This is a genomic window from Paraburkholderia sp. J7 (assembly GCF_905220155.1).
GTDB lineage: Bacteria > Pseudomonadota > Gammaproteobacteria > Burkholderiales > Burkholderiaceae > Paraburkholderia.
Genome location: NZ_CAJMYZ010000013.1, coordinates 74,304 through 90,013, shown reverse-complemented (window position 1 = coordinate 90,013; position 15,710 = coordinate 74,304). Strand labels below are relative to the sequence as shown.

Genomic DNA, 15,710 nt, shown 5'->3' with positions numbered 1-15,710 from the left:
GCGACTGGGAAGGCGCCCAAGGTGGCGAAGGTGGCGAAGGTGGATAAGGCCGGCAAGGTCAAGAAGAGCTGAAGCGGGCGGCGCGCCTTACATCGGAAGCGTCGATTCGCTGTAGGGCGACGTTTCGATTGCCTGCGCGCCAGCCGGTCCGCGGTGCGCCCGGCGTGCGTCCTGCCGGCGCGCATGCCGCGCGAGCAGCAGTGCCATCAACGCGGCGAGCGCGTAGGCGAAGGCGCGATCAGGGTAGGTCTCGCTCGGGTTGTGCGCTTGCCACGACCCACCGGCACTGGCGAACACGAGGAAGGTGACCGCCGTGTCGAACGCGAGTGCAATCGCCATCAAGCCGACGAAGATGCGCGTGCCATTGAGCGTGAGATCGGGCCGCGCGCAGACAACGAGCCAGCAACCCACGCGCACGGCGAAGAGCAAGGCGAGATTCCAGAGCAGAAAGCAGATGAAGTTGACCATGATGCGAAGTGACCGGGCGCGTGAGGCAAAGCTCGCGCTGGGTGTTCGGGGCGTGCGGCGGTGCGTATGCCCACGCTCCCGGCGAGCGGTGGCGCGATCCTGGCATGGAGGTCCATCTCGATAAATGCGGGCAGACGAAGGTCGATGGCGCGAAGTCAGTGCCCGTCGTCGCGCGAGCCCGGCGCGACGCGGCTCGCGAGAGTTTGTGAAGCATTGTCAGGCGTGCGCGGGGTTGCGTTCTTGCAACTCGCAGGCGCATCGCTGAGGCGCCGTTGGGCCGACGATGGCCCGAAGTTGGCTCGCTGCTGACAATTAGCGCGCGTCGGGCAGCGCAGCTTGCGGCGGCGTGCCTTGCGTCAGGTAGTGGCAGAGCCACTCGCTGGCGGGACCGCGTGCGGCGTCGGTGCGATGGATCAGCGAGATGTTGTAGCTCACCGAGCGCCGGTCCGCGAGCGCGACGCGCACGAGCCGCCCGGCTTCGAGATCGGCTTCCACGAGATGCTTCGGCATCGACCCCCAGCCCAGACCCGCGAGCAGCAGCCGGTGCTTGGCGCCGAGGTCGCCGAGCTTCCATGCGCGATTGCTGTACACGCCGAAGTTCTGGCCTTCGGTGAGGCGGCTTCGGTCGGTGAGGACCAGCTGCGTGTGCTCGCGCGCATCCGAAATACGCACGGGATGCTCCGCCTTGGCGAGCGGATGGCAGGGGGCGGCCACGAGCACGAGCTCCACGGTGCCGATGGACTGCGCCTCGATCACATGCGGCCAGTTGTGGTTCGGCCCGCTGATGCCCACCGCGCAATCGCCGTCGAGCACGAGCTTGAGCACGCCGCCAAGCGCCTCCATGGTGAGATTCAGTGCGACGGTGGGAAACGTGAACGCGAACGCCTGCAGCGCTTCGACGAGCCGCTGCGACGGAAACATCACGTCGACGGCCAGCGAAACCTCGCCTTCCAGTCCCCTCTGCAGGCCGGCCGCCTTGGCGTTAAGCTGACCCATGAGCAGATCGAGACGGCGCGCGTCGGCGAGGATCGCGCGGCCCGCGGCCGTAAGTTCCGGCTTGCGCTTGCCGCGCTCGAACAGTGCGACGCCCAGCAGCGCCTCGAGATTGGCGATCGTATAGCTGACCACCGACTGGGCGCGGTCGAGCTGGCGCGCCGCCGCCGAGAAGCTGCCGGTTTCGGCGACGGCGATCAGCGCGCGAAGCTGCTCGAGACTAGGGGAGCGGTCCGAGGTGCGGTCCACGAGATACGGTCCTTTTCGATCTATCGAAAAAGTGGATGATAACCATCCATTTTAGACGATTGTTTGAATAGGTTTGGCCGGGTAAAGTGCACACCTCGAATATTGGAGTCGTATGCCGATGAACCCTTCCGTCAAGCCCGCCGGCCGCTATAGCGGCTTTGCCATGCTGCTGCACTGGCTGATCGCTGCGCTGATCGTCTGGGGCTTTGCGCTCGGCTGGGTCATGACCGACATTCCCGGCATCACGCCCACGAAGCTGCGCTACTTCTCGTGGCACAAGTGGATTGGCGTGACCGTGCTCGCACTCGTGCTCGTGCGCATTCTCTGGCGCGTCACGCACGCCGCCCCCGCGCTGCCCGGCTCCATGCATGGCTGGGAAAGGCTCGCCGCGCATCTCGGCCACACCGCGCTCTACGTGCTGATGGTTGCGATCCCGGTGACGGGGTATCTGTATAGCTCGGCGGCCGGCATTCAGGTCGTGTACCTCGGCATCTGGCCGCTGCCCGTGCTGATCGGCCCCGACACCGCGCTCAAGGGTGTGCTGCGCATCGTGCATATCGCGCTGAACTACACGTTGCTCACCGTGGTCGTGCTGCATGTGCTCGCCGTGATCAAGCACCAGTTGATCGACCGCCAGAACATCCTCTCGCGCATGCTGCCGTTCGGCACGCCGCGCGACTGACCTTGCGGCGCGTGCGCGCCGAATCCATTTTCCGATGCCTCCCACCTTGGACCGACAGCCCATGATCCAACGTCTTGCCCATACCGCTTCCGTCGTCGCGCTCGGCGCGGCGCTCGCCGCCGGCGCGACTTTCGCCACGACTTTCGCCACCAGCGCCAACGCCGCGGCCGAAGCCGCCAAGAACTCCGTCACCGCCGTGTTCAAGCAGATGAACGTGCCGGTCGAAGGGCGCTTCAATCACTTCACCGCTGACGTGCGCTTCGATCCGGCGAACGTCGCGGCATCGAGCGCGAAGCTCGACGTCGAAGTGTCGAGCTTCGACATCGGCGCGCCGGAATACAACAAGGAAGTCGCCGGCGACGAGTGGTTCGACGCCTCGCATTTCCCGCACGCGACCTTCGTCTCCACGCAAATCAAGCCGGGCGCGAACGGCGCGTTCACGGTGGCCGGCAAGCTGACCATCAAGGGCAAGACGACCGACGTCGTCGTGCCGGTGCAATACCGCAAGGACGGCGCCAACCAGGTGTTCGACGGCGCGCTGCCCATCAAGCGCCTCGCCTACGGCATCGGCTCGGGCGAGTGGAAGGACACCTCGATCGTCGCCGACGACGTGCAGATCAAGTTTCACATCGTGTCCGCCGCGCACTGACGCGCGAGCGGCATCATTTTTTCATCCAGTTTCTCTCGCACCAGGAATCGATTCATGAAGACCACGATTTTCGCCGCGGCCGTTGCCGCCTCGCTCGCCGCTTTCGTCGCCACGCCCGCGTTCGCGGCCACTACGACCTACAACATTGACCCGATGCATACGTATCCGAGTTTCGAAGCCGATCACTTCGGCGGCGTCTCGGTGTGGCGCGGCAAGTTCACGAAGAGCGCGGGCACGGTCACGATCGACCGCGCGGCGAAGACGGGCACGGTGGACGTGACGATCGACGCATCGTCGATCGATACGGGCAACTCGCAGCTCGACAAGCATGTGAGCTCGGCCGAATTCCTCGACACCGCCAAGTACCCGACGGCCACCTACAAGGGCACGTCGATCCGCTTCGACGGCGACAAGCCCGTGGAAGTGATCGGCACGTTCACGCTGCACGGCGTGACGAAGCCGCTGAACCTGAAGATCGACTCGTTCAAGTGCTTCCAGAACCCGATGCTCAAGCGTGAAGTGTGCGGCGCAGACGCATCGGCGCAATTCGACCGCGCGGACTACGGCGTGAACTGGGGCCAGTCGTATGGCTTCAAGACGGCAACGACGCTGCAGATCCAGGTGGAAGGCGTCAAGGCAGACTGAGTTAGCGCGCGGCATGGGCCGCGCCTCGCTCGATGCGAAAAAGCCCGTGCGTTGTTGGCGCACGGGCTTTTTTGTTGCATGCAGCAATAAGGACGACGAAGTATCGTCAGTGGATGGGCGACGTTGCATGCGTGCTGCGCGGCGACAGCGCGACATCGACGACGTGCGAATGCCAGATACCGCAGGTGGCCTTCACGGGGACCCAGGCGTACTTGCCGCGTACCTTGGCGAAGGCGTGCAGGTGGATCAACGTGTCGACGGATGTGACAGGCGTGAGCGCATCGCTTGCGGCGGGCGCGGGCGTGACATTGCCGGGCGCGGGCTGCTCGATCTTCGCCGAGAGCGCGCGGCGGTCGGGCACGAGCAGCGAATCGTAGCGCTGCGCCTTGCGCACCCACTGATCGAGCGCGGAGACGCAATTGACGACGGCGTCCGGCACGCGAATGCGGCGCAGGTATTCGTAGTCTTCGGGTTGCGGTTGGACTTGCGCATGAACGCGCAGACTGAGCCAGAAAAGCGCGAGCAGGGCGCAGGCAAGGGTCGTGAACTTCATGAGGACGTGGCCTGTGCAGCAGGGGATGGGACGGCGAGGGAGGGGGGAGTATACATGCTGGGCCGGTGGCCGCGCGCTGAGGCTCTCAAGGCCAGTTGCCTGCGAATTGCCATGCGCTGCAAAGCAAAAAGCCCAGTCCGGAGACTGGGCTTTTCGTTTGATTCTTTGGTAGGCCGTACGGGATTCGAACCTGTGACCAACGGATTAAAAGTCCGCTGCTCTACCAGCTGAGCTAACGACCCAAAAGAGAAGCGGGATTATAGCGGCGTATGGTCAAGGCGTCAACTACTGCGCCACGAAACCAAAGGAAAGTGCAAAAGAAAAGGCCCGGAGCACGCCGTGCCCCGGGCCTTCCTTGTACGCGAGAGGCGCATTTCGCGGCATCGGCAATACGCCAGTGCCACATCACGCCAAAACCAGCCAGCAGCGCTTATTTGAGCTGTGAAAGCTTGCTCTGCGCCGTCTGGGCGACATCCGAGTTGCCGTATTGCGAAACGACCTGCTCGAGCGTGCGCTTGGCTGCAGCCTTTTGCCCCTGCTCGATCTGATTGTTCGCAATGGCCAGCAGCGCCTCCGGCGCGCGCGGATGCTGCGGGTACTTGCTGACGACGTTCTGCCACGTCGCGGTCGATCCCTTGTAGTCCCTCAGCGCATAGAGCGCGTTGCCGAGCCAGTACTGCGCGGTCGGCTGGTAAGGACTCTGCGGGAACTTCGCGATGAAGCTGCGAAACGATGCTGCCGCGTTCTTGAAGTCGCCGTTGCGGAACTGCTGCGAAGCGGCGTTGAACGCTTCCATTTCACCCGGCTGAACCGTGCCTTGCACGCCGTCTACGGTCTCCTGCTGCGGCTCGAACTTCTTGAGTCGCGTGTCGAGATCCGTGTAGTAGTCCTTCTGTTGCTTCTGCAGGGTTGCCAACTGGTTCGCCATGTCCTCGTTCTGTCCGCGCAACGTTGCGACCTGCTGGTTGAGCTGGTCGAGTCGGTTGGACTGGTCGAGGATCGTGCGTTGAGCGGCGGACAGCTGGTTAGACAAGCTGTCCGTTTTCGCGCGCAGGTCGAGAATCGCCTGGCGCGCCTGATCGTCATCGAAGATACCCGCGTGAGCCGGCAGCGCCGCAAAGGCGACGCCAGCCACGCAGGCGGCTGCGGCTACGCGCAGCGGGGAGAAACGGTGCGACATACGCCCCTTCATCCAATGCTCAATTACTGTTGATACACGAGGTCAGCACGGCGGTTTTGCGCCCACGATGCTTCGTCGTGGCCCGTTGCGACCGGCTTTTCCTTACCGAGGCTGACAGCTTCCATTTGCGAATCGGGCACGCCCATCAGCGAGAGGGCGCGACGGACTGCTTCAGCACGCTTTTGACCCAGCGCCAGGTTGTATTCGCTCGTGCCGCGCTCGTCGGTGTTGCCCTGGATCAGGACGTGACGTTCCGGGTGCGTCTTGAGGTACTGTGCGTGAGCTTGCAGCAGCGACTGGTAGTCGTCCTTGACGGCGTAGCTGTCGAAATCGAAGTACACGCTGCGCTTGGCGAGCGGGCTGTTCGGGTTGTTCAGCTCATCGACGTTCACCTGGGCGACCGCGTTCGGGTTCGGCTGGGTGTTCATCGCGCCTGCGTTCGGGTTCGTTTCCTTGACACCCGACTTACACGCTGCCAGGGCACCGATCATCAAAACGGCCAAGGCCAGGCGTACTTTCTTCGACATCATTTTTGCTCTCCTGAAGTGTTATTGCATAAAAGGACCCCAGGACGGCTCGCGTACGCTGCCGCCCTGAACGGACAGGATTTGCCGCGTACGACCGTCGGTCGATACAGCAGCCAGCACGCCACGGCCGTTCACCTGTGTGGCGTAAAGAATGTACTGACCGTTCGCCGCGAAGCTGGGCGATTCGTCATGTGTCGTGTCAGTGAGCGCCGTGGCGACACCGGACTGCAGATCTTGAATGTACAGCTTAAATCCGCCACCCGTGCGTGAGATGTACGCCAGTTGCTTGCCGTCCGGGCTGACCTTCGGGCTCGTATTGTAGTTGCCGGTGAACGTCACACGCTGTGCCGCTCCGGTGCTTTCGCCCTGGGCCGGCATCCTGTAAATCTGAGGCTGGCCGCCGCGGTCGCTCGTGAAATAAATCGAGCGTCCGTCAGGAGAGAAGTTGGGTTCGGTGTCGATCGTCGTGCCTTGCGTGAGGCGGTGCAGGCCGGAGCCGTCGGCATTGACGGCGAAGATCTGCGTGTTGCCCGTGCGCGACAGTGCTACCGCGAGCGTGCGGCCATCGGGAGACCATGCCGGCGCCGAATTGTTGCCCTTCTGGTCCGAAATGATTACGCGGCGACCCGTAGGCAGGTCATGCACGTAGACGATCGGCTTCTTCTTTTCGAAAGAGACGTAAGCGACCTTGGTGCCGTCGGGCGACCAGGCCGGCGAGATGATCGGCTCGGGGCTCGAGAGCGCGATGTGCGCGTCTTGTCCATCGGAGTCCGAAACCTGCAGCTGGAAGCGGCCGCCCGTTTTGATGACGTACGAAAGACGCGTGGCGAACACGCCGCGGTCGCCGAGCAGCTTTTGATAGATGTAGTCCGAAACCTTGTGCGCGCTCATGCGCAGGCCGCTTGCGGGGCTCGTGAGCACGAGGCCGCCGAGGCTTTCGCCCTTCACGGTGTCGTAGAGCTTGAAGCGCACTTCGTACTGGCCGTTGGCGAGCTTGTTCACGCTGCCCGCCACGAACGCATTGGCGCCCTTGGCCTTCCAGCTGCCGAGGTCGACGGAGTCGTTTTCCGAAATCGGCGCGCTGCCTGCGTCGATGTTGGTGAATTTCCCGCTGCGTTGCAGGTCGGCGCGCACGATGGCCGCGACCTGTTCGGGCGAATTCGCTTCACCGGCAAAATTAGCCGTGGCGATCGGGAACTGGGTGGAGCCCACGCCGGTGACGAGGACGTTGAGTTGTGCGTTCGCCGCGCCGCCCGCCGTGATCAGGCAGGACGCGACGAGGGTCCGCAGGCCAAGCTTCGTCATCAATGTCATGCTGTGATATTTCCTGAAAAAAGCAATGTTGTCATATCGCGCAACAGCAGACTGACCCGAATTCGTTCGAATCGTTCCTTGTTTCGCTGTTGCGCGCCGGCTTTCCTCAACCTTTCTCTGACTTGCGGCCGCGGTTAGCCCGCCGGGCGCAAGGTGATCAAAAAGCTCGACGGCGCCTTGCCGTTCGTATCGAGCGGCATCGGATCCGAACGCTGGACCGCTCGTAGCGCGGCGTCATCCCACGACGAGTTGCCGCTGCTACGCTGTATCTGCGCCGAAAGCAGCGTGCCGGTCGGCGAGCAACGCACCGCAACAACCGTCTCCAGTCCTGACGTCTCGCCGGACCAGATGATGTTCGGCCGCACACGCCGCTGCACCTTCTCCGCATAGCCTGGCGACGTCGCATTCCCGCCCGAACCGCTGCCGGTACCGCTCTTCGCGAGACCATTGCCGCTTGTGCCTTCGCCGCCGCCCATCGAGCCTTGCATTTGCGCGATGCGGGCGCGGCGGTCTGCGTCGAGCTTCTTCGCGTTGGCATCGGCTTGAGCCTTCGCCTTGGCCGCCTTCTCGGCGTCGGCCTTCTTCTGCGCGTCGAGCTTCGCCTGCTTCTGCTGCTCTTCTTCCTGCTGCTGCTTCTTGAGCGCGTCTTGCTGCTGTTGCTGCTGCTTTTGCTTCTCTGCCGCGGCTTGTTGCTGTTCCTGCTGCTGCTTGAGCTTCTGCGCCTTTTGCTGCGCGGCGAGCTGCGCAGCCTGCTGGGCCGCGAGCTGCTGCTGGCGTTTCGCGTCGGCTTCCTGCTGTGCTTTCAGACGCTGCTGCTCGGCCAATTGCGCCTCGCGCTGCGCTTCCTGTTCCTTACGCTTTTGCTGTTGCAGCGCGATGTCGGCGTCCTCGGTTTGCGGCGGCGGCGGGGCAGGGGCGACCGGCGCGGGCGGCGGCAGCGGCTTCGGCGCCGACAGGTCCGGCACTTCGGTCCACAGTTCCGCCTCTTCACCCGCCGGCGTGCTGTTCTGCCAGTGGATGCCGTGATAGAGGAACAGACCGAGCAGCGCGTGCATGATCACCGCGAGGGCGATAGCACGTCCCGTGCCACGCTCGCGCGGAGGCTGCAGCGGATACGAATCTTTCTTCCGGGTCATTGCGATTTGACGAGCAGTCCGACACGTTTGACGCCGTGCGACTTCAGGTCGGACATCACGTTCATCACCGTCTCGTATTTGACGGACTTGTCGGCGGCGATCACGACGGGCTGGTCCGGATGGCTCTGCTCGCGATCGGCGACGAAGCCGTTGAGATCGGCGCGCGTCATGGTTTCCTGCTGCGTGGCGCCGGAGTCATCCTTGTAGCGTACGCTCAGATTGCCGTCGGGGCGAATGTTGACCACGACGGGCGGCACCTGCTGCTGCTGCGACGCGCCGCCGACGGTCGGCAGATTGACGATGGACGGCGCCACGAGCGGCGCGGTCACCATGAAGATCACGAGCAACACCAGCATCACGTCGATGTACGGCACGACGTTGATGTCGGCCATCGCACGGCGCGAGCGGCTGCCTCGCATGCTCGAACGGACTGAGCCTCCCATCTTCGACTCCTTGCTTCGTGACGATTAGTGGGCCTGACGCTGCAGGATGTTCGAAAACTCTTCGATGAAGGTTTCGAAGCGGATCGCCAGACGGTCGATGTCGTGTGCGTAGCTGTTGTACGCGACCACCGCCGGAATGGCGGCGAACAGACCGATCGCGGTCGCCGTCAGCGCTTCGGCAATGCCGGGCGCCACGTTCGCGAGCGTGGCCTGCTGCACGTTGGCGAGGCCGCGGAACGCGTTCATGATCCCCCAGACCGTGCCGAAAAGACCGATGTACGGACTGACCGAGCCGACCGAGGCGAGGAACGAGAGATTCGCCTCGAGCGCGTCCATCTCGCGCTGGAAGGCGGCGCGCATCGCGCGGCGGGCGCCGTCGAGCACGAGGCTCGGATCGTTCAGGCGCTTTTCTTTCGCCTTCAGAAATTCGCGCATGCCCGACTCGAAGATACGCTCGAGCGCGCCGATCGTGTGGCGGTTGTTGGCTGCGCTCTGATAGAGCGCCTGCAGGTCGCCGCCTGACCAGAAGTCGCGCTCGAAGCGCTCTGTCTGGGAGCGCGCCCGGCGGATCGCAAACCACTTGCGGAAGATGAAGGTCCAGGAAATCAGCGACATGAGCAGAAGAAGCCCCATCACCGCCTGTGCCAGTATGCTCGCATTAAGAACGAGAGAAATGATCGACAGATCTTGTGTAGTGTTCATATAGGTTCGTTGTGACGTCCCGAAAGGGGCGAGCGGCTGCAAGACAACGCAAGGCTTCCTGTAGGCGGTTGGGAAGCTCTCGCGCCGTCGCGGCCGAACCCTGCTTGGTCCTGCATTGACCGGCGCGAGTTCACTGGCGTCGTATCAACGGTAATTACTGCACTGCCGTTGACACGGCGTACAGGTCTTTCTGTGGCCCACGTAGCAAGGCTTCATGAACGGGGGCCGGAATGGGCGCGGGGCGCATGGCTGTGCTGTCGACGCAGGCGACACGAATGGTGCCCGTGGCGAGCAGCGTGTTCTCGCGCCACGCTTCCTGCATGAAGTCGACCGAGGCGCGGCCAAGCTTCTCGACGCGGCTGACGGTGGTCACGACGTCGTCGAGGCGCGCGGGCGAACGGTAGTCGAGCGCAGTGCTGCGCACGACGAAGAGCACGCCCGTTTCCTCGGCGAGCCGACGCTGATCGACGCCGCACGCGCGCAGCCATTCGGTGCGCGCGCGTTCGAAGAACTTCAGGTAATTCGCGTAAAACACGATGCCACCGGCGTCGGTGTCCTCGTAATAGACGCGTATCGGCCACGTAAAACCGCGCCCGGCCGGTGACGACGCGGCGTCCGGCTTGCTGGTCGAATTTTCCATGCCGCGCATTCTACCGGAACGCGCGGCCCCAACGTCTTTCGTACGACTGACGTAAGTATAAAATTTGTAAGGTAATTTTAGCCGCGATGGATGCTGAGGCCGGCGAATGTCTGGGCAACGGGCATCAATTCGATCGTGTTGATGTTCACGTGTGCGGGGCGCGTGGCGATCCAGTAGATCGAGTCGGCGATGTCCTCGGCCGTGAGCGGTTGCACGTCCTTGTAGACGTTGGCCGCCTTGGTGTCGTCGCCGCGAAAGCGCACATTCGAGAACTCGGTGCCGCCGCACAGGCCCGGCTCGATGTCGGTCACGCGCAGCGCGGTGCCCGCGAGGTCCGCGCGCAGGTTCAGGCTGAACTGGCGCACGAAGGCCTTGGTCGCGCCGTAGACGTTGCCGCCCGCATACGGCCAGCGGCCCGCCACGGAACCGAGGTTGAAGATGTGGCCGCGGTTGCGCGCGATCATGCCGGGCAGAAACGCGTGGGTGACCTGCACGAGGCCCGTGCAGTTGGTGTCGATCATGGTTTCCCACTCGTCGAGGTCGGCCTTCTGTGCCGGTTCTACGCCGAGCGCGAGGCCGGCGTTGTTGACCAGCACGTCGACGCCGGCGAACTCGGGCGGCAGCGCGCCGGGCGCGGCTTCGACCGCGGCGCGGTCGCGTACGTCGAGCTCGATGGGCAGAAGGGCGTCGCCGAGTTCGGCGGCGAGCGCGTCGAGGCGGTCCTTGCGGCGGGCCGTGGCGACGACGCGATGTCCGCCCGTGACAAAGGCCCGCGCAATGGCGGCGCCGAATCCTGCGGATGCGCCGGTGACGAAAACGATCATGGTGGCTCCCTGGTCGGTAGAAGGCGAGGAAAGCGGAAAGCCTACTTCCAATGCCGCGTTGCGGCAAGGAAGGGACAGAACGCGCGAGGGCCGCATCGCCGGTACCACCGGCCGTCGCGCCAGCAGGCGCGGGGCGCCCGGGCGCACGGGGTGTGGGCGGTTGCCTATTCCCTGCCGTTCCAATACACTAACGCGCTCAATCCCTGCGTGACTGGCGATAGGGTCCTGAAATAGCGGCGATAGCGGTAGCGATCTGCCCGCAATAAGGGACTCAAGGTGGAACGACCCACCGTGAAGCGCAGGGTGCCGTTTTGCCGTTCGCCTGGGCAGCCTGATTTCGCGCGCTTTCGTTAGCGCTGCGGGGGCTGTCCTGCCTCGCGTGTGCGGCACCTCCTTCCGCCACGTCAAGGCTGGCCTCTTCGCCAGCAGCGCCGCGTACCCGCTACGCGTTCCGCGCGAGACCCGGTCAACCTGAACACACTTAACGGAATCCGTATGTTTGACAGAGCCGAAAGCACCATCGCCAACGTCGATCCCGAACTCTTCAAGGCGATCGAACTCGAAAACCGCCGCCAGGAAGAGCACATCGAGCTCATCGCGTCGGAAAACTACACCTCGCCCGCAGTCATGGCCGCGCAGGGTTCGCAGCTCACCAACAAGTACGCCGAAGGCTACCCCGGTAAGCGCTATTACGGCGGCTGCGAATACGTGGATATCGTCGAGCAGCTCGCGATCGACCGCGTGAAGCAGTTGTTCGGCGCGGAAGCCGCGAACGTTCAGCCGAACTCGGGCTCGCAGGCCAACCAGGGCGTGTTCTTCGCCGTGCTCAAGCCGGGCGACACCATCATGGGCATGAGCCTCGCCGAAGGCGGCCACCTCACGCACGGCATGGCGCTGAACATGAGCGGCAAGTGGTTCAACGTCGTGAGCTACGGCCTCGACGCCAAGGAAGACATCGACTACGAAGCGCTCGAAAAGCGCGCGCACGAAACGAAGCCGAAGCTGATCATCGCTGGCGCGTCGGCATTCGCGCTGCGTATCGACTTCGAGCGCATCGCCAAGGTTGCCAAGGCGGTTGGCGCGTACTTCATGGTCGACATGGCGCACTACGCGGGCCTGATCGCTGCGGGCGTCTACCCGAACCCGGTGCCGCACGCCGACTTCGTCACCACGACCACGCACAAGAGCCTGCGCGGCCCGCGCGGCGGCGTGATCCTGATGAAGGCGGAGTTCGAGAAGCAGATCAACTCGGCCATCTTCCCGGGCATCCAGGGCGGTCCGCTCATGCACGTCATCGCCGGTAAGGCCGTGGCGTTCAAGGAAGCGCTCTCGCCGGAATTCAAGACCTACCAGCAGCAAGTGGTCGAGAACGCTCGCGTGTTGGCGGAAACGCTGGTCAAGCGCGGTCTGCGCATCGTTTCGGGCCGCACGGAAAGCCACGTGATGCTGGTGGACCTGCGCGCGAAGAACATTACCGGCAAGGCAGCTGAAGCCGTGCTTGGCAGCGCGCACATCACGGTGAACAAGAACGCAATTCCGAACGATCCGGAAAAGCCGTTTGTGACGAGCGGCATCCGCCTCGGTTCGCCGGCCATGACGACGCGCGGTTTTGGCGTGAAGGAAGCCGAGCAGGTGGGCAACCTGATTGCCGACGTGCTCGACAATCCGGAAGACGCCGCCACGATCGAGCGCGTGAAGGCGCAGGTCGCTGAGCTGACGAAGCGCTTCCCGGTCTACCGCTAAACCACGCGATAGGCCATGCGCTGCCCCTTTTGCCGGCACGAAGACACGCAGGTCGTCGACTCGCGCGTGTCCGAAGACGGCGCCGCGATCCGGCGCCGCCGCCGCTGCCCGGCCTGCGACAAGCGTTTCACGACGTACGAGCGGGTCGAGCTGGCGATGCCGTCTATCGTCAAGAAGGATGGCAGCCGCACGGAATTCGACCGCCGCAAGATCATGGCGAGCATGCAACTGGCGCTGCGCAAGCGCCCGGTTGCGGCCGATGCGATCGACGCGGCGGTTGCCCGTATCGAATATCAATTGCTCGGCAGCGGTGAGCGCGAAGTGCGCAGTGAGCGCCTTGGCGAGCTCGTGATGGGCGAATTGCGCGAACTCGACAAGGTCGCGTTCGTCCGGTTTGCTTCGGTGTACCGACGCTTCGAAGACGTCTCCGAATTCGAAGACGTGATCGAGGAATTCCGCCGTGCGGGTGCTGCCAACAACCCCACGAAAAAGCGCTGAGCGCATTCGCATTCTTCTTCCCTCCCGCTTTGCCGCTGTCGTAACGCTTGCATTCTCGCGAGCCGACGCTGCGCGCACCAGCTAGCCGTTCGGCTAATTGTTTCGTTTCCTGTTCGTCCGTAGATTGATGGCAATCCGCTCAAACTGAGGATTGCTGATGAGGCACGGAGGATTCACACTCGTCGAGACGATGGTCGTCATCGTCTTGCTGGCGATCTGCGCAACGATTTCCACGCCTGTTTTCACCGCGTGGCGCGTGCGCGACCAGGTCGACGCACGCGCCAACGCCATGCTCGGCACGCTTGCCTACGCGCGCAACGAGGCAATACGGCGCAAGGCGCGCATTACCGTCTGCCGCGTGGATACTGCGCGCAATTGCCTGGCGGCGGCTAAGGCGTGTCCGTCCGGTAGCGCCGACTGGTCATGCGGTTGGGCCGTCATGATCGAGCGCGCGGGCGCGTATATCCCTTTGCGCATCCAGCCGGCGCTCGACTCGATCACCGTGGCTTCGGGGCTCACCGCCATCACTTTTTCGCCGCCGGCGGGGCAAACCATTGGTAGCTTGCGCAACTTCGAGTTCGCCCCGCGGACCACGTCGGCTGCGCAGCGCGGCGCGAGCTGGCGGCGCTGCATACGCATCGCGGCGGGCGGCCGGGCACGCGTGAGCGACGGCGCATGCACGGGTGCGTCGTGAGCCGGGCCAGCAAGCGTGGCGTGCGCGGATCGACGCTGCTCGAAGTTGCCATCGCGCTCGGCGTCATGGCGATGTGCGGGCTCGGCCTGATGAGCACGCAGCTCGGGGTGGCCCGGCATGCGCAGCTGGCAGCGGCGCGCGAACGCGCGGTGTTTGCCGCTGACGCCATCGCCGAAGCCGCACGCGTGGCAGGCGCATCTGGCTCCCCGATCGATCGATGGAAGGCGCTGACGGCGAGCTTTGTGCCGGAAGGGCAGCTGACCACGTCGAGTGCGGGCGGAGACGCATCGATCGCGTCTGTGAGTTGGGCGGCGACACCGTTCGGCGCAGCGTCAGGTTCGGCTGCGGCCTCGCGGGTCGCGCCATGTCTCGATGCAACGGCGCCCGCAGGGCGCGCCTGCGTCGCCTTGGCATTTCTGCGATGAGTAAGCGTCTCGCGTATGCACGCCAGCATGCTGGCCACACACTGCTCGAACTGACGATTGCCGTGGCGCTCGGTCTCGTGGTGACGCTGGGCGCGCTCTCGGCCTACCGCACGCAGCGCCAGGCCTACGCGCTGGCGAGCGATGCCGTGCGTATCCACGAGGCCGGCATGAACGCATTGATGTTGATCGGCGAGCAGATCCAGATGGCCGGTTTTACCGCAGCCGATGCGCGCTCGCCGCTTGCCGGTCCTGCAATTTTCGGCTGCGCTGCCGGGCGACCGAGCGGTGCCGATGCCGCGCTTGCCTGCGAGTCGCTGTCGAGCCGCTCCGATGGGCTGGCGGTGCGCTATCAAGGCGACGGAATCTCGACGTGGCCCGCCGCGAACGGCCAGATCACCGACTGCCTTGGGCAGGCGGTTGGCGCAGCGGGCGTCGAAATCGTGAACCGCTATCACGCCAAGGTGAGCGGCTCAACCGGTGAGACCGAGCTTTATTGCGAGGGCTCCGGAAAGGTCGGCACGGCGCAGCCGCTTGTCGAGGGCGTCGAACGTTTGCGCTTGCGCTACTGGACGGCGGGCGCGGCGCAGGCGGTCGAAGCTTCGGTGCTCACGCGCGATCAATGGGCTGCGGTCGTCGCGGTCGACCTATGCGTGCTGGTGCGTGGCGCGCTCCTTTCCCGGCGCGTGCGCTATGTCGATTGCGATGGCATGCAGGCAGTCGGCGCCGATGGGCGAGCGCGGCAAGCGTTCTGGCGGCACGTCGTGCTGCGTAACGTTCTGCCGGCAACGTCATGAGCGTGCACCTTCGCGTGAAGCGCCGCAGACGCGCCGCTCGTCGTGGCGTCGCGCTGCCGGTCGTGCTGCTCATCGTCGCGATGATGCTCGTGACTTCGGCGGCATGGTTCGAGGCAGCGTTGCTCGCGCGGCGCAACGCAGATGCTGTAGCCGATCATCTGCAGTCCTTCCATGCCGCCGATGCCGCGCTCGTGTTGTGCTCGCGTGCGCTGGCGAATGGCTCGCTGGCCGCGCCTGCGGCCGCCACGCAGCCCGGCGAGCCGCAAGCCTGGCGGCGGCAGGACAGCTTCGAGCGGCAGGCCATCGCACCCGTTGCCGCCTGGCCTGGGTCCGTGCGCGCGCCGCAATGCTTCGTCGAAGCCTGGCGCATCGAGAGCCGCCCGCTGGCGCGCGCGTATCTCGTCACAGCGCGAGGGTTTGGCGCATCGGAAGACACACAAAGCTGGCTGCAGAACCAGTTGACCATCGAAGCCGAGGGCGACGAGACGCGCGTCGAGCATCACTGGCGTCACGTCGTCGCGAGGCCGTTTTGACAAGTCAAGCGGGAGGAA

Annotated in this window: 20 protein-coding genes, 1 tRNA gene and 1 riboswitch; of the genes, 9 read left to right on the top strand and 12 right to left on the bottom strand. The window is 64.4% G+C overall.

Annotation, left to right across the window (positions count from 1 at the left end):
- Positions 1-87: 87 nt before the first annotated feature.
- Positions 88-468 (bottom strand): hypothetical protein, encoded by a 381-nt coding sequence (locus U5A58_RS21690; RefSeq protein WP_321962965.1) that lies wholly within the window; start codon positions 466-468, stop codon positions 88-90.
- A gap of 312 nt (positions 469-780) precedes the next feature.
- Entirely contained in the window at positions 781-1,710 is a 930-nt protein-coding gene (locus U5A58_RS21685) for a LysR family transcriptional regulator (RefSeq protein ID WP_321913778.1), read from the bottom strand.
- Positions 1,711-1,822: 112 nt separating this feature from the next.
- On the opposite strand from U5A58_RS21685, the gene U5A58_RS21680 reads away from it, so the two are divergent.
- From U5A58_RS21680 to U5A58_RS21670, 3 genes are all read left to right on the top strand, one after another.
- On the top strand, positions 1,823-2,392 hold the full coding sequence (locus U5A58_RS21680; RefSeq protein ID WP_321962964.1) for a cytochrome b: 570 nt from the start codon (positions 1,823-1,825) through the stop codon (positions 2,390-2,392).
- 61 nt (positions 2,393-2,453) lie between these two features.
- Positions 2,454-3,041 (top strand): YceI family protein, encoded by a 588-nt coding sequence (locus U5A58_RS21675; protein ID WP_321913780.1) that lies wholly within the window; start codon positions 2,454-2,456, stop codon positions 3,039-3,041.
- Between the two features lie 54 nt (positions 3,042-3,095).
- A complete protein-coding gene (locus tag U5A58_RS21670) occupies positions 3,096-3,686 on the top strand; it encodes a YceI family protein (protein WP_321962963.1) in 591 nt (196 codons plus the stop codon).
- Positions 3,687-3,792: 106 nt separating this feature from the next.
- Here U5A58_RS21670 and U5A58_RS21665 read toward each other — a convergent pair whose 3' ends face one another.
- The 10 genes from U5A58_RS21665 to ydfG all read right to left on the bottom strand — a co-directional run bounded on the left by U5A58_RS21665 (position 3,793) and on the right by ydfG (position 11,005).
- On the bottom strand, positions 3,793-4,239 hold the full coding sequence (locus tag U5A58_RS21665) for a BspC domain-containing protein (RefSeq protein WP_321913782.1): 447 nt from the start codon (positions 4,237-4,239) through the stop codon (positions 3,793-3,795).
- A gap of 166 nt (positions 4,240-4,405) precedes the next feature.
- Positions 4,406-4,481 (bottom strand) — tRNA-Lys (locus U5A58_RS21660).
- 188 nt (positions 4,482-4,669) lie between these two features.
- Positions 4,670-5,419, bottom strand: coding sequence for a tol-pal system protein YbgF (gene ybgF, locus U5A58_RS21655; RefSeq protein ID WP_321913786.1), 750 nt, complete (start codon positions 5,417-5,419; stop codon positions 4,670-4,672).
- Positions 5,420-5,442: 23 nt separating this feature from the next.
- On the bottom strand, positions 5,443-5,949 hold the full coding sequence (gene pal / locus U5A58_RS21650; protein ID WP_042266217.1) for a peptidoglycan-associated lipoprotein Pal: 507 nt from the start codon (positions 5,947-5,949) through the stop codon (positions 5,443-5,445).
- Between the two features lie 18 nt (positions 5,950-5,967).
- Positions 5,968-7,260 (bottom strand): Tol-Pal system beta propeller repeat protein TolB, encoded by a 1,293-nt coding sequence (tolB, locus tag U5A58_RS21645; protein ID WP_321913787.1) that lies wholly within the window; start codon positions 7,258-7,260, stop codon positions 5,968-5,970.
- Positions 7,261-7,394: 134 nt separating this feature from the next.
- A complete protein-coding gene (tolA, locus tag U5A58_RS21640; protein ID WP_321962962.1) occupies positions 7,395-8,396 on the bottom strand; it encodes a cell envelope integrity protein TolA in 1,002 nt (333 codons plus the stop codon).
- A complete protein-coding gene (gene tolR / locus U5A58_RS21635; RefSeq protein WP_158758513.1) occupies positions 8,393-8,839 on the bottom strand; it encodes a protein TolR in 447 nt (148 codons plus the stop codon). Before tolR ends, tolA begins: the two co-directional genes overlap by 4 nt.
- A gap of 24 nt (positions 8,840-8,863) precedes the next feature.
- Positions 8,864-9,541: a protein TolQ gene (gene tolQ / locus U5A58_RS21630; protein ID WP_028205324.1), complete on the bottom strand. Its 678-nt coding sequence runs from the start codon at positions 9,539-9,541 to the stop codon at positions 8,864-8,866.
- Between the two features lie 154 nt (positions 9,542-9,695).
- On the bottom strand, positions 9,696-10,190 hold the full coding sequence (gene ybgC / locus U5A58_RS21625) for a tol-pal system-associated acyl-CoA thioesterase (RefSeq protein WP_321913789.1): 495 nt from the start codon (positions 10,188-10,190) through the stop codon (positions 9,696-9,698).
- Positions 10,191-10,258: 68 nt separating this feature from the next.
- Complete coding sequence (gene ydfG, locus U5A58_RS21620; RefSeq protein WP_321913790.1) at positions 10,259-11,005, bottom strand: bifunctional NADP-dependent 3-hydroxy acid dehydrogenase/3-hydroxypropionate dehydrogenase YdfG; 747 nt, start codon at positions 11,003-11,005, stop codon at positions 10,259-10,261.
- 197 nt (positions 11,006-11,202) lie between these two features.
- Positions 11,203-11,340: riboswitch (ZMP/ZTP riboswitch) on the top strand.
- Positions 11,341-11,500: 160 nt separating this feature from the next.
- Between ydfG and glyA the strand changes: the two genes are divergently transcribed.
- The 6 genes from glyA (at position 11,501) to U5A58_RS21590 (ending at position 15,692) form a co-directional block, all read left to right on the top strand.
- Positions 11,501-12,748: a serine hydroxymethyltransferase gene (gene glyA, locus U5A58_RS21615; RefSeq protein ID WP_321913791.1), complete on the top strand. Its 1,248-nt coding sequence runs from the start codon at positions 11,501-11,503 to the stop codon at positions 12,746-12,748.
- A 15-nt stretch (positions 12,749-12,763) separates the two neighbouring features.
- Positions 12,764-13,246 carry a transcriptional regulator NrdR gene (gene nrdR, locus U5A58_RS21610; RefSeq protein ID WP_321913792.1) on the top strand — a complete coding sequence of 161 codons (483 nt, stop codon included), beginning with the start codon at positions 12,764-12,766 and terminating at the stop codon, positions 13,244-13,246.
- A 157-nt stretch (positions 13,247-13,403) separates the two neighbouring features.
- Complete coding sequence (locus U5A58_RS21605) at positions 13,404-13,940, top strand: GspH/FimT family pseudopilin (protein WP_321962961.1); 537 nt, start codon at positions 13,404-13,406, stop codon at positions 13,938-13,940.
- Positions 13,937-14,365 (top strand): hypothetical protein, encoded by a 429-nt coding sequence (locus U5A58_RS21600; RefSeq protein ID WP_321962960.1) that lies wholly within the window; start codon positions 13,937-13,939, stop codon positions 14,363-14,365. The genes U5A58_RS21605 and U5A58_RS21600 overlap by 4 nt, the downstream gene beginning before the upstream one ends.
- A complete protein-coding gene (locus tag U5A58_RS21595; protein ID WP_321962959.1) occupies positions 14,362-15,159 on the top strand; it encodes a PilW family protein in 798 nt (265 codons plus the stop codon). The genes U5A58_RS21600 and U5A58_RS21595 overlap by 4 nt, the downstream gene beginning before the upstream one ends.
- Entirely contained in the window at positions 15,156-15,692 is a 537-nt protein-coding gene (locus U5A58_RS21590) for a hypothetical protein (RefSeq protein ID WP_321962958.1), read from the top strand. Before U5A58_RS21595 ends, U5A58_RS21590 begins: the two co-directional genes overlap by 4 nt.
- Positions 15,693-15,710 lie beyond the last annotated feature (18 nt).

Coding starts and splice junctions, on each gene's coding strand:
- U5A58_RS21690 (WP_321962965.1), bottom strand. CDS start 468: ATGGTCAACTTCATCTGCTTTCTGCTCTGGAATCTCGCCTTGCTCTTC.
- U5A58_RS21680 (WP_321962964.1), top strand. CDS start 1,823: ATGCCGATGAACCCTTCCGTCAAGCCCGCCGGCCGCTATAGCGGCTTT.
- U5A58_RS21675 (WP_321913780.1), top strand. CDS start 2,454: ATGATCCAACGTCTTGCCCATACCGCTTCCGTCGTCGCGCTCGGCGCG.
- U5A58_RS21670 (WP_321962963.1), top strand. CDS start 3,096: ATGAAGACCACGATTTTCGCCGCGGCCGTTGCCGCCTCGCTCGCCGCT.
- U5A58_RS21665 (WP_321913782.1), bottom strand. CDS start 4,239: ATGAAGTTCACGACCCTTGCCTGCGCCCTGCTCGCGCTTTTCTGGCTC.
- ybgF (WP_321913786.1), bottom strand. CDS start 5,419: ATGTCGCACCGTTTCTCCCCGCTGCGCGTAGCCGCAGCCGCCTGCGTG.
- pal (WP_042266217.1), bottom strand. CDS start 5,949: ATGATGTCGAAGAAAGTACGCCTGGCCTTGGCCGTTTTGATGATCGGT.
- tolB (WP_321913787.1), bottom strand. CDS start 7,260: ATGACATTGATGACGAAGCTTGGCCTGCGGACCCTCGTCGCGTCCTGC.
- tolA (WP_321962962.1), bottom strand. CDS start 8,396: ATGACCCGGAAGAAAGATTCGTATCCGCTGCAGCCTCCGCGCGAGCGT.
- tolR (WP_158758513.1), bottom strand. CDS start 8,839: ATGGGAGGCTCAGTCCGTTCGAGCATGCGAGGCAGCCGCTCGCGCCGT.
- tolQ (WP_028205324.1), bottom strand. CDS start 9,541: ATGAACACTACACAAGATCTGTCGATCATTTCTCTCGTTCTTAATGCG.
- ybgC (WP_321913789.1), bottom strand. CDS start 10,190: ATGCGCGGCATGGAAAATTCGACCAGCAAGCCGGACGCCGCGTCGTCA.
- ydfG (WP_321913790.1), bottom strand. CDS start 11,005: ATGATCGTTTTCGTCACCGGCGCATCCGCAGGATTCGGCGCCGCCATT.
- glyA (WP_321913791.1), top strand. CDS start 11,501: ATGTTTGACAGAGCCGAAAGCACCATCGCCAACGTCGATCCCGAACTC.
- nrdR (WP_321913792.1), top strand. CDS start 12,764: ATGCGCTGCCCCTTTTGCCGGCACGAAGACACGCAGGTCGTCGACTCG.
- U5A58_RS21605 (WP_321962961.1), top strand. CDS start 13,404: ATGAGGCACGGAGGATTCACACTCGTCGAGACGATGGTCGTCATCGTC.
- U5A58_RS21595 (WP_321962959.1), top strand. CDS start 14,362: ATGAGTAAGCGTCTCGCGTATGCACGCCAGCATGCTGGCCACACACTG.
- U5A58_RS21590 (WP_321962958.1), top strand. CDS start 15,156: ATGAGCGTGCACCTTCGCGTGAAGCGCCGCAGACGCGCCGCTCGTCGT.